8 protein-coding genes are annotated in these 12,930 nt (G+C 66.0%); all 8 read left to right on the plus strand.

Annotated features, from left to right (window positions below; translation table 11 throughout):
• Positions 1-75 precede the first annotated feature (75 nt).
• The gene (rplK, locus tag ACH4YP_RS26385; RefSeq protein ID WP_030359033.1) at positions 76-510 is read left to right on the plus strand and encodes a 50S ribosomal protein L11; all 435 of its coding nucleotides are present in this window, start codon (positions 76-78) and stop codon (positions 508-510) included.
• 77 nt (positions 511-587) lie between these two features.
• The gene (gene rplA / locus ACH4YP_RS26390) at positions 588-1,313 is read left to right on the plus strand and encodes a 50S ribosomal protein L1 (protein ID WP_143642867.1); all 726 of its coding nucleotides are present in this window, start codon (positions 588-590) and stop codon (positions 1,311-1,313) included.
• Between the two features lie 163 nt (positions 1,314-1,476).
• The gene (locus ACH4YP_RS26395) at positions 1,477-2,388 is read left to right on the plus strand and encodes a hypothetical protein (RefSeq protein ID WP_361054508.1); all 912 of its coding nucleotides are present in this window, start codon (positions 1,477-1,479) and stop codon (positions 2,386-2,388) included.
• A 145-nt stretch (positions 2,389-2,533) separates the two neighbouring features.
• Positions 2,534-3,394, plus strand: coding sequence for a DUF1396 domain-containing protein (locus ACH4YP_RS26400; RefSeq protein ID WP_361054506.1), 861 nt, complete (start codon positions 2,534-2,536; stop codon positions 3,392-3,394).
• A gap of 310 nt (positions 3,395-3,704) precedes the next feature.
• Complete coding sequence (rplJ, locus tag ACH4YP_RS26405) at positions 3,705-4,235, plus strand: 50S ribosomal protein L10 (protein ID WP_361054503.1); 531 nt, start codon at positions 3,705-3,707, stop codon at positions 4,233-4,235.
• A gap of 109 nt (positions 4,236-4,344) precedes the next feature.
• Positions 4,345-4,725: a 50S ribosomal protein L7/L12 gene (rplL, locus tag ACH4YP_RS26410; RefSeq protein WP_361054500.1), complete on the plus strand. Its 381-nt coding sequence runs from the start codon at positions 4,345-4,347 to the stop codon at positions 4,723-4,725.
• Between the two features lie 663 nt (positions 4,726-5,388).
• Positions 5,389-8,871, plus strand: coding sequence for a DNA-directed RNA polymerase subunit beta (gene rpoB, locus ACH4YP_RS26415; RefSeq protein WP_361054497.1), 3,483 nt, complete (start codon positions 5,389-5,391; stop codon positions 8,869-8,871).
• A 97-nt stretch (positions 8,872-8,968) separates the two neighbouring features.
• Positions 8,969-12,868 (plus strand): DNA-directed RNA polymerase subunit beta', encoded by a 3,900-nt coding sequence (locus ACH4YP_RS26420; RefSeq protein WP_361054494.1) that lies wholly within the window; start codon positions 8,969-8,971, stop codon positions 12,866-12,868.
• Positions 12,869-12,930 lie beyond the last annotated feature (62 nt).

A 12,930-nucleotide genomic window follows, 5' to 3' on the forward strand; every position in this document is an offset into this window, starting at 1 on the left:
TCGTTGTGCGGTATGCCTCCGTCCGGATGATCCGGATCGGCGGCTGGAAACTCTCACTAGGACCCGGAGAGAGCAATGCCTCCCAAGAAGAAGAAGGTCACGGGGCTCATCAAGCTCCAGATCCAGGCCGGTGCGGCCAACCCGGCGCCGCCGGTCGGCCCCGCGCTGGGCCAGCACGGCGTCAACATCATGGAGTTCTGCAAGGCCTACAACGCCGCGACCGAGTCGCAGCGTGGCTGGGTGATCCCGGTGGAGATCACGGTCTACGAAGACCGCTCCTTCACCTTCATCACCAAGACCCCGCCGGCCGCGAAGATGATCCTCAAGGCCGCGGGCGTGGAGAAGGGCTCCGGCGAGCCGCACAAGACCAAGGTCGCCAAGATCACTCAGGCGCAGGTCCGCGAGATTGCCACCACGAAGATGCCCGACCTGAACGCCAACGACCTGGACGCCGCGTCGAAGATCATCGCCGGCACCGCCCGTTCCATGGGCATCACGGTCGAGGGCTGACCTCCACCCCGTAGGAAAGACCGTGGCAGGGCCTGCTCGGCCCACACCACGACTCCTCAGAACACACAGGAGCAGTAGTGAGCAAGCGCAGCAAGTCTCTCCGCGCTGCGGACGCCAAGATCGACCGGGACAAGCAGTACGCCCCGCTCGAAGCCGTGCGTCTCGCCAAGGAGACCTCCACGAGCAAGTTCGACGGCACCGTCGAGGTCGCCTTCCGCCTGGGTGTCGACCCGCGCAAGGCCGACCAGATGGTCCGTGGCACCGTGAACCTCCCGCACGGCACCGGTAAGACCGCCCGGGTCCTGGTCTTCGCGACCGGTGACCGTGCCGAGGCCGCGACCGCCGCGGGCGCCGACATCGTCGGCTCCGACGAGCTCATCGACGAGGTGGCGAAGGGCCGGCTGGACTTCGACGCCGTCGTCGCCACCCCGGACCTCATGGGCAAGGTCGGCCGCCTGGGCCGTGTCCTCGGCCCGCGTGGTCTGATGCCGAACCCGAAGACCGGCACCGTGACCCCGGACGTGGCCAAGGCCGTGACCGAGATCAAGGGCGGCAAGATCGAGTTCCGCGTCGACAAGCACTCGAACCTGCACTTCATCATCGGCAAGACCTCGTTCGACGAGACCCAGCTGGTGGAGAACTACGGCGCCGCGCTGGAGGAGATCCTCCGTCTGAAGCCGTCCGCCGCCAAGGGTCGCTACATCCGGAAGGCCGCGATCAGCACGACGATCGGCCCCGGCATCCCGCTCGACCCGAACCGCACCCGCAACCTCCTCGTCGAGGAGGACCCGGCCGCCGTCTGAGCCTGACGCTCACCGGCAGCCGCGTCGCACACGCGATTCCAGGACGGGCCCCGCAACCTTTCGAGGTGCGGGGCCCGTCCCTTTTTGTCAGATGCCCTTTTCCGGACCGGGTGTCAGTGCCCTGCGCTAGCGTGCAGGGCACAGGAATCGCATAGGGGGACGAATGAAGAGCACTGTCGTGCGACGCGTGACTGTCTCGATCGCGATGGCCGCCGCGCTGACGGGGGTCGCGGCCTGTAGTGGATCGGACTCCGAGGGGGGCTCGGGCGGGGGCTCGAAGGGGGGCGACAAGGCGGCCGGCAAGGCCAGGACACAGGCGAACCCGATCGCGGCCCTGCGCTCCGTCGAGAAGTCCACCGACAAGGCCGACTCGGCCAAGGTCGAGTCCACCACCTCTATGGGCACGATCATGTCCATGGAGGCGGACGGCGCCCTCGGCTGGTCCGACGGCCTCACCGGCACCCTGACGATCACGTACACCGGCGGCACGATGGCCGACCAGATGCGCCAGCTGGGCACCACCTCCATGGAGGCCCGCTATCTGCCGGACGCCTACTACGCGAAGATGGGCGACAAGTTCGCCGAGCAGTCCGGCGGCAAGCACTGGATCAAGTACGCGTACGACGACCTGGCGGACCTCGCAGGCGGATCGGGCGCGTACATGAAGGACCAGATGCAGAACACCACGCCGAACCAGTCGGTGAAGCTCCTGCTGGCCTCCGGGGACGTCAAGAAGGTCGGCGAGGAGAAGGTGCGCGGCGAGAACACCACGCACTACTCGGGCACGGTCGACGTCGCGGACCTCGCGGGCGAGAGCTCGAACCTCACCGCGGACCAACTGGCCGACATGAAGCGCCAGTTGGAGCAGGCCGGAGTCACCACCGAGACCATCGACATCTGGGTCAACGACGAGGATCTGCTGGTCAAGAAGGTCGAGAAGGGCGAGTTGGCGACCGGCTCGATGTCCTCGACGGCGTTCTACAGCGACTACGGCGTGAAGGTCTCCACCGAGGAGCCCCCGGCCGGCGACACCGCCGACTTCAAGGATCTGATGCAGACTCAGCCGGCGGCCTGAGAGCTCACGTACGGGACACAGGTGGCGCCACCCAGGCGTCCCGCCCGTCATACGGGCCTCAGGGAACTCGGAGGACTGCCCGAGTCCCTCTGGGATACGCTCGCGCCCTGTCTGTGAGTCGCTCATCTGTTCCTTGGGGGGAACCATGAAGTTTGCTGTGCGCGGATCCGTGCGTCGTAGGACGACCGGTGCGGCACTCGCCGCGCTGGTGCTCGCCGGGGGTGCCGTCGGCTGTTCGAAGGACGGCGCGAGCGAGGAGTCGCCGAAGATGACGCCCGCCGCGGCCGTGGCCAAGGCGGCGAAGAACACGGAGGACATCACCTCCATCAGCTACCGGATGACCGGCAGGACCCCCGAGGAGGGGCGCGTCAAGGCCGACGCCCAGATGCGCATGAAGCCCGACGTCGCCATGAGCATGAAGATGACCGCCCTCGACCAGGGCGCGGACGGCACCGCCGAGATCCGCCTCGTCGACAAGGCGATGTACATAGGTGGGGGCGCCGCGGCCGCCAAGGAGATGGACGGCAAGAGCTGGATCAAGTTCGACCTGTCCACGCTGGGGGACGACGCGCTGGGGGGCGCGGCTCCGGGCGCCGGGACGGCCGACAAGAACCCGGCCCAGGAGTCCACCTTCCTCACCGGCTCCAAGGACGTGAAGAAGGTCGGCACCGAGAAGGTCGACGGTGTCGAGACCACCCACTACAAGGGCACGGTCACCCTCGACGAGTTCCGCGAGTCCCTCAAGGACGAGACCAAGACCACCCGCGAGCAGCGGGAGAAGAGCCTTGAGCAGTACGAGAAGATGGGCGTGGACGCGCTCACGATGGACATGTGGATCGACGGCGAGGACCACGCCAAGCAGTTCCGTATGCGGGGCGACGCCACCAAGGGCAAGCTCGACATGACCATCACCTTCGTCGACTACAACAAGCCGGTGACGGTCGAGGCGCCGCCCGCCAAGGACGTCATGGACCTCGCCGAGATGATGGGCGACATCGAGAGCTGACCTGGGCGTCGGTCGGCGTACCACGTCGGCCCACGTACGGATTTGCTTGACCGCGACCCGTTCACGTAACCTTCCACAGAAGCCAAAGACCGCTGGTCGTTGCCGTGTGCTTTTCAAAGGGCGCGGTGACCGAAGGATCCGCTGAAACTGCGGACGACCCGCGTAGGTGACTGTGGATGAACTCCCGGACAGTCCCGTACTTCGTACGGATCCGTTCGGTCGAGTCACGCCCCGTGCGCCTGCGCCGGGGCGTTTCGTTTTCCCAGTCTCCTTCTGAGCGGTCCTCATCACCCGGAAGGAGGCCACGCTTATGGCAAGGCCCGACAAGGCTGCCGCGGTAGCCGAGCTCGCGGACCAGTTCCGTAGCTCGAACGCCGCTGTGCTGACCGAGTACCGGGGTCTCACCGTGGCGCAGCTCAAGACGCTGCGTCGTTCGCTCGGTGAAGACGCCCAGTACGCCGTGGTGAAGAACACGCTGACCAAGATCGCGGCCAACGAGGCCGGGATCTCTACGCTCGACGACCTGTTCAACGGTCCGACGGCGGTTGCCTTCATCACCGGTGACCCGGTGGTGTCGGCGAAGGGTCTTCGTGACTTCGCCAAGGACAACCCGAACCTCGTCATCAAGGGCGGTGTCCTTGACGGTAAGGCGCTGTCCGCCGACGAGATCAAGAAGCTTGCGGACCTCGAGTCCCGCGAGGTTCTGCTCGCCAAGCTGGCGGGTGCCTTCAAGGGCAAGCAGACGCAGACTGCTCAGCTCTTCCAGGCGCTTCCCTCGAAGTTCGTCCGCACCGCGGAGGCTCTTCGTGCCAAGCAGGCCGAGCAGGGCGGTGCCGAGTAATTCGGCTCGCGCATTGACCGCCGCCTGAGGCGACGGTCGTAGCGGGCCGAACGTACGCCCGCCTCACCAGTACATCCGGCACCTGCCGAATTAGTGGAAGGACGCCATCATGGCGAAGCTGTCCCAGGAAGAGCTGCTCGCGCAGTTCGAGTCCCTCACCCTCATCGAGCTCTCCGAGTTCGTGAAGGCCTTCGAGGAGAAGTTCGACGTCACCGCCGCCGCCGCGGTTGCCGCCGGCCCCGCCGCCGCTGCCGCCCCGGTCGAGGCCGAGGCCGAGCAGGACGAGTTCGACGTCGTCCTCACCGGCGCCGGCGAGAAGAAGATCCAGGTCATCAAGGTCGTGCGTGAGCTGACCTCGCTGGGCCTCAAGGAGGCCAAGGACCTCGTGGACGGCGCCCCGAAGCCCGTTCTCGAGAAGGTCGACAAGGCCGCCGCGGAGAAGGCCGCCGAGTCCCTCAAGGGCGCCGGCGCCTCCGTCGAGGTCAAGTAACCCCACGAGCCGTCCGCCACGCGCCCTCAGGGGCGCTGTGGCAGCGGCTCCAGTGAGCCGACACAGCCGCTCCAGCAGGGGCTGTAACGCTGACGCACCGAAGAGCGATCATCCATCTGGGTGGTCGCTCTTCGGCGTTCGAGGGGGCCGTGCGGCGACTGCCTTGCGCTGTCGGTCGCTACGAGTATGGTGATCTTCGTTCGTGCCTCCGGCCGCCCTGTGACGGGCAGCGAGACAGGTTGCAAGACGGGTTGCAAGTGACGATGGCAGCACCCGGTTCGGGCATGGGGGGCCTTGACGAACCGCACGCAGCGCGCAATTCTCAGGACGCGTCGTCACAACGATCCGGATCCGAGGCATGGATCGGTGGCGAAGAGGGCAGTATCGATGTGCATCGAGGGCGTGGCTTGCAGCAGGGGTTGAGAACAACGAGGGTCTTCAAAAACCCGCACTGGACATCAGTGGGCCTAGTGGCTACACTGACCCTTTGCGCTGCCTGTTAGCTGCCTCCTGCCCGTCACCAGGGGCATGCCCTCGCTTCAGCACTGTGGATTGAACCGATCCTGACCTGGCCTTTTGGCTGATTCAGGAAACGGCTGTCCCGGTGTCCGGCTTGGGACCGGTACGCGCGTAGTGAGTCCGAGCCCTCGGAAGGACCCCCTCTTGGCCGCCTCGCGCACTGCCTCCGCGAATACGAACAACGGCGCCAGCACCGCCCCGCTGCGCATCTCTTTTGCAAAGATCAAGGAGCCCCTCGAGGTTCCGAACCTTCTTGCGCTGCAAACCGAGAGCTTCGACTGGCTGCTCGGAAACGACGCGTGGAAGGCTCGTGTCGAGGCGGCTCTGGACAGCGGACAGGACGTCCCCACCAAGTCCGGTCTGGAGGAGATCTTCGAGGAGATCTCCCCGATCGAGGACTTCTCCGGGTCGATGTCCCTGACTTTCCGCGACCACCGCTTCGAGCCTCCCAAGAACTCGATCGACGAGTGCAAGGAGCGCGACTTCACGTACGCCGCCCCGCTCTTCGTCACCGCCGAGTTCACCAACAACGAGACCGGCGAGATCAAGTCCCAGACGGTCTTCATGGGCGATTTCCCGCTCATGACCAACAAGGGCACCTTCGTCATCAACGGCACCGAGCGTGTCGTCGTGACGCAGCTGGTCCGTTCGCCGGGTGTCTACTTCGACTCCTCCATCGACAAGACGTCCGACAAGGACATCTTCTCGGTCAAGGTCATCCCCTCCCGGGGCGCCTGGCTGGAGATGGAGATCGACAAGCGCGACATGGTCGGTGTCCGCATCGACCGCAAGCGCAAGCAGTCCGTCACCGTTCTCCTGAAGGCTCTCGGCTGGACGACCGAGCAGATCCTCGAGGAGTTCGGCGAGTACGAGTCCATGCGCGCCACCCTGGAGAAGGACCACACCCAGGGCCAGGACGACGCACTGCTCGACATCTACCGCAAGCTGCGTCCGGGCGAGCCGCCGACCCGTGAGGCCGCGCAGACGCTTCTGGAGAACCTGTACTTCAACCCGAAGCGCTACGACCTCGCCAACGTCGGCCGTTACAAGGTCAACAAGAAGCTGGGCAGCGAGGCCCCGCTGGACGCCGGGATCCTGACCGTCGAAGACATCATCGAGACGATCAAGTACCTGGTGAAGCTGCACGCCGGTGAGACCGAGACCGTCGGTCCCAACGGCGCCTCGATCGTCGTCGAGACCGACGACATCGACCACTTCGGCAACCGTCGTCTGCGCAACGTCGGCGAGCTCATCCAGAACCAGGTCCGTACGGGTCTGGCGCGTATGGAGCGAGTCGTCCGTGAGCGGATGACGACCCAGGACGTCGAGGCGATCACGCCGCAGACCCTGATCAACATCCGGCCGGTCGTCGCCTCCATCAAGGAGTTCTTCGGCACCAGCCAGCTGTCGCAGTTCATGGACCAGAACAACCCCCTGTCGGGCCTGACGCACAAGCGTCGTCTCAACGCGCTCGGTCCGGGTGGTCTGTCCCGTGAGCGGGCCGGCTTCGAAGTCCGTGACGTGCACCCCTCGCACTACGGCCGCATGTGCCCGATCGAGACCCCCGAAGGCCCGAACATCGGCCTGATCGGCTCGCTCGCCTCCTACGGCCGGATCAACGCGTTCGGTTTCGTCGAGACGCCGTACCGCAAGGTCGTCGAGGGTCGGGTCACCGACGACGTCGACTACCTCACGGCCGACGAGGAGGACCGGTTCGTCATCGCGCAGGCCAACGCCTCGCTCAATGACGACATGCGCTTCGACGAGGCTCGTGTCCTGGTCCGCCGTCGTGGCGGCGAGGTCGACTACGTCCCCGGTGACGACGTCGACTACATGGACGTCTCCCCGCGCCAGATGGTGTCCGTCGCGACCGCGATGATCCCCTTCCTGGAGCACGACGACGCCAACCGTGCCCTCATGGGCGCGAACATGATGCGCCAGGCCGTGCCGCTGATCACCGCCGAGGCCCCCCTCGTCGGTACGGGCATGGAGTACCGCTGCGCCGTCGACGCCGGTGACGTCATCAAGGCCGAGAAGGCGGGTGTCGTCCAGGAGGTCTCCGCGGACTACATCACCGTCGCCAACGACGACGGCACGTACACCACGTACCGCGTCGCCAAGTTCTCGCGTTCCAACCAGGGCACCTCGGTCAACCAGAAGGTGATCGTGGACGAGGGCGACCGGGTCGTCGAGAACCAGGTTCTCGCCGACGGTCCGGCCACCCAGGAAGGCGAGATGGCGCTGGGCAAGAACCTGCTCGTCGCCTTCATGCCGTGGGAGGGTCACAACTACGAGGACGCGATCATCCTGTCGCAGCGCCTCGTCCAGGACGACGTCCTCTCCTCGATCCACATCGAGGAGCACGAGGTCGACGCCCGTGACACCAAGCTCGGCCCCGAGGAGATCACCCGGGACATCCCGAACGTCTCCGAGGAGGTCCTGGCCGACCTCGACGAGCGCGGCATCATCCGCATCGGTGCCGAGGTCGTCGCCGGCGACATCCTGGTCGGCAAGGTCACGCCCAAGGGTGAGACCGAGCTGACCCCGGAGGAGCGCCTGCTCCGCGCGATCTTCGGTGAGAAGGCGCGCGAGGTGCGCGACACCTCGCTGAAGGTGCCGCACGGCGAGATCGGCAAGGTCATCGGCGTCCGCGTCTTCGACCGTGAAGAGGGCGACGAGCTGCCGCCGGGCGTGAACCAGCTGGTTCGTGTCTACGTGGCGCAGAAGCGCAAGATCACGGACGGTGACAAGCTCGCCGGCCGTCACGGAAACAAGGGCGTCATCTCCAAGATCCTTCCGATCGAGGACATGCCCTTCCTTGAGGACGGCACGCCCGTCGACATCATCCTCAACCCGCTGGGTGTCCCGTCCCGAATGAACCCGGGACAGGTCCTGGAGATCCACCTCGGCTGGCTCGCCAGCCGCGGCTGGGACGTCTCCGGTCTCGCGGACGACTGGGCGCAGCGCCTCCAGTCCATCGAGGCCGACAAGGTCGACCCGGGCACGAACGTCGCCACCCCCGTCTTCGACGGTGCGCGTGAGGACGAGCTCGCGGGTCTGCTGCAGCACACCATCCCGAACCGCGACGGTTCGCGCATGGTGCTCCCGACCGGCAAGGCGCCGCTCTTCGACGGCCGCTCCGGCGAGCCGTTCCCGGAGCCCGTCTCCGTCGGTTACATGTACATCCTCAAGCTCCACCACCTGGTCGACGACAAGCTCCACGCCCGCTCGACCGGTCCGTACTCGATGATCACCCAGCAGCCGCTGGGTGGTAAGGCCCAGTTCGGTGGCCAGCGCTTCGGTGAGATGGAGGTGTGGGCGCTGGAGGCTTATGGCGCCGCTTACGCCCTCCAGGAACTGCTGACCATCAAGTCCGACGACGTGACCGGCCGCGTGAAGGTCTACGAGGCCATCGTCAAGGGCGAGAACATCCCCGAGCCCGGCATTCCCGAGTCCTTCAAGGTGCTCATCAAGGAAATGCAGTCGCTCTGCCTCAACGTGGAGGTGCTGTCCTCGGACGGCATGTCCATCGAGATGCGCGACACGGACGAGGACGTCTTCCGCGCCGCGGAGGAGCTCGGTATCGACCTGTCCCGGCGCGAGCCGAGCAGCGTCGAAGAGGTCTGACGGGTCTGGCCGGGGCTCCTTGAACAAGAGCCCCGGCTAACCCCGGACCCCAGTCAGACCAGTGAAGAATCGACCCCGAAAGAGGGATTGACGACAAGTGCTCGACGTCAACTTCTTCGACGAGCTGCGGATCGGCCTTGCTACCGCTGACGACATTCGTCAGTGGTCACACGGTGAGGTCAAGAAGCCGGAGACCATCAACTACCGCACCCTCAAGCCCGAAAAGGACGGACTCTTCTGCGAGAAGATCTTCGGTCCGACCCGGGACTGGGAGTGCTACTGCGGCAAGTACAAGCGTGTCCGCTTCAAGGGCATCATCTGCGAGCGCTGCGGCGTCGAGGTCACTCGCGCCAAGGTGCGTCGTGAGCGGATGGGCCACATTGAGCTGGCCGCTCCCGTCACCCACATCTGGTACTTCAAGGGCGTTCCGTCGCGGCTGGGCTACCTGCTCGACCTCGCCCCGAAGGACCTCGAGAAGGTCATCTACTTCGCCGCGTACATGATCACGTACGTGGACGACGAGCGTCGTACCCGCGACCTGCCGTCGCTGGAGGCTCACGTCTCCGTCGAGCGTCAGCAGATCGAGAACCGCCGCGACGCCGACCTCGAGACCCGCGCCAAGAAGCTCGAGACCGACCTGGCCGAGCTCGAGGCCGAGGGCGCCAAGGCCGACGTACGCCGCAAGGTGCGCGAAGGTGCCGAGCGTGAGATGAAGCAGCTGCGTGACCGTTCGCAGCGCGAGATCGACCGTCTCGACGAGGTGTGGACCCGCTTCAAGAACCTCAAGGTCCAGGACCTGGAGGGTGACGAGCTCCTCTACCGCGAGCTGCGTGACCGCTTCGGGACCTACTTCGACGGCTCCATGGGCGCCGCTGCCCTGCAGAAGCGCCTGGAGTCCTTCGACCTGGACGAGGAGGCCGAGCGCCTCCGCGAGATCATCCGTACCGGCAAGGGCCAGAAGAAGACCCGTGCGCTGAAGCGGCTGAAGGTCGTGTCTGCCTTCCTGCAGACCTCCAACAGCCCCAAGGGCATGGTTCTCGACTGCGTCCCGGTCATCCCGCCGGACCTTCGCCCGATGGTGCAGCTGGACGGTGGCCGCTTCGCGACCTCCGACCTGAACGACCTGTACCGCCGTGTGATCAACCGGAACAACCGTCTGAAGCGGCTTCTCGACCTCGGCGCGCCCGAGATCATCGTGAACAACGAGAAGCGCATGCTCCAGGAGGCCGTTGACGCGCTGTTCGACAACGGTCGTCGTGGCCGTCCGGTCACCGGTCCCGGTAACCGCCCGCTGAAGTCCCTGAGCGACATGCTCAAGGGCAAGCAGGGTCGTTTCCGTCAGAACCTGCTCGGCAAGCGTGTGGACTACTCCGCGCGTTCCGTGATCGTCGTCGGTCCGCAGCTCAAGCTGCACCAGTGCGGTCTGCCGAAGGCCATGGCGCTGGAGCTCTTCAAGCCGTTCGTGATGAAGCGCCTGGTGGACCTGAACCACGCGCAGAACATCAAGAGCGCGAAGCGCATGGTGGAGCGCGGCCGCACGGTCGTGTACGACGTCCTCGAAGAGGTCATCGCCGAGCACCCGGTTCTGCTGAACCGTGCTCCCACCCTGCACCGCCTCGGCATCCAGGCCTTCGAGCCGCAGCTGGTCGAGGGCAAGGCCATCCAGATCCACCCGCTCGTCTGCACCGCGTTCAACGCGGACTTCGACGGTGACCAGATGGCCGTGCACCTGCCGCTCTCCGCGGAGGCGCAGGCCGAGGCCCGCATCCTGATGCTGTCCTCGAACAACATCCTCAAGCCCGCGGACGGCCGTCCGGTGACGATGCCGACCCAGGACATGGTCCTCGGTCTGTTCTTCCTCACCACCGACGGCGAGCTGCGGGACGTCAAGGGCGAGGGCCGGTCCTTCGGCTCCGCGGCCGAGGCGATCATGGCGTTCGACGCCGGCGACCTCTCGCTGCAGTCGCGCGTGGACATCCGCTTCCCGGTGGGCACCATCCCGCCGCGCGGCTGGACCCCGCCGGCTCAGGAGGCGGGGGACCCGGAGTGGCAGCAGGGTGACACCTTCCGCCTGAACACCACCCTGGGCCGCGCGCTCTTCAACGAGCTGCTGCCCGAGGACTACCCGTTCGTCGACTACGAGGTCGGCAAGAAGCAGCTCTCCGAGATCGTCAACGACCTCGCCGAGCGCTACCCCAAGGTCATCGTGGCGGCGACGCTCGACAACCTGAAGGCGGCCGGCTTCTACTGGGCGACCCGTTCCGGCGTCACCGTGGCCATCTCCGACATCGTCGTTCCCGACGCGAAGCGCGCGATCGTCAAGGGCTACGAGGACCAGGACGAGAAGGTCCAGAAGCAGTACGAGCGTGGTCTGATCACCAAGGACGAGCGCACGCAGGAGCTCATCGCGATCTGGACCAAGGCGACCAACGAGGTTGCCGAGGCGATGAACGCGAACTTCCCGAAGACCAACCCGGTCTCCATGATGGTGAACTCGGGCGCTCGCGGAAACATGATGCAGATGCGTCAGATCGCCGGTATGCGTGGTCTGGTGTCGAACGCCAAGAACGAGACGATCCCGCGTCCCATCAAGGCGTCCTTCCGTGAGGGCCTGTCGGTGCTGGAGTACTTCATCTCCACGCACGGTGCCCGTAAGGGTCTGGCGGACACCGCCCTGCGTACCGCCGACTCGGGTTACCTCACCCGTCGTCTGGTGGACGTGTCGCAGGACGTCATCATCCGCGAGGAGGACTGCGGCACCGACCGCGGTCTGCGTCTGGCGATCGCCGAGCGGGGCGCCGACGGCGTCCTGAGCAAGACGGAGAACGTCGAGACCAGCGTGTACGCACGTGCGCTGGCCGAGGACATCACCGTCGACGGCAAGGTGCTGGCCCCGGCCAACACCGACCTGGGCGACGTCCTCATCGACGAGCTCGTCAAGTACGGCATCGAGGAGGTCAAGACCCGTTCGGTCCTGACCTGCGAGTCCGCCGTCGGTACCTGCGCCATGTGCTACGGCCGTTCGCTGGCCACCGGCAAGCTGGTCGACATCGGTGAGGCGGTCGGCATCATCGCCGCCCAGTCCATCGGTGAGCCCGGCACGCAGCTGACGATGCGTACCTTCCACACCGGTGGTGTGGCCGGTGACGACATCACCCAGGGTCTGCCCCGTGTCGTCGAGCTCTTCGAGGCTCGTACGCCGAAGGGTGTCGCCCCGATCTCCGAGGCCTCCGGCCGCGTGCGGATCGAGGAGACCGAGAAGACCAAGAAGCTCGTCGTCACCCCGGACGACGGCAGCGACGAGACGGCGTTCCCGATCTCGAAGCGTGCCCGTCTGCTCGTGGGCGAGGGCGACCACGTCGAGGTGGGCCAGAAGCTCACCGTGGGTGCCACCAACCCGCACGACGTGCTGCGCATCCTGGGTCAGCGTGCCGTCCAGGTCCACCTGGTCGGCGAAGTCCAGCGGGTCTACAACTCGCAGGGCGTGTCGATCCACGACAAGCACATCGAGATCATCATCCGGCAGATGCTCCGCCGCGTGACGATCATCGAGTCCGGCGACGCCGAGCTGCTGCCCGGCGAGCTCGTCGAGCGCTCGAAGTTCGAGACCGAGAACCGTCGTGTGGTCCAGGAAGGCGGCCACCCGGCCTCCGGCCGTCCGCAGCTGATGGGTATCACCAAGGCGTCGCTGGCCACCGAGTCGTGGTTGTCGGCGGCGTCCTTCCAGGAGACGACCAGGGTTCTGACGGACGCGGCGATCAACGCCAAGTCCGACTCCCTGATCGGCCTCAAGGAGAACGTCATCATCGGTAAGCTCATCCCGGCCGGTACGGGCCTGTCCCGCTACCGCAACATCCGGGTCGAGCCGACCGAGGAGGCCAAGGCCGCGATGTACTCGGCCGTCGGCTACGACGACATCGACTACTCGCCGTTCGGCACGGGCTCCGGCCAGGCCGTTCCGCTGGAGGACTACGACTACGGTCCGTACAACCAGTAAGCGGGTTGCTTGAGTTGAAGGGCGGTCACCCTCCGGGGTGGCCGCCCTTCGGCTTTTCCGGT

The sequence above is a fragment of the Streptomyces sp. NPDC020747 genome, assembly GCF_044334695.1.
GTDB lineage: Bacteria > Actinomycetota > Actinomycetes > Streptomycetales > Streptomycetaceae > Streptomyces.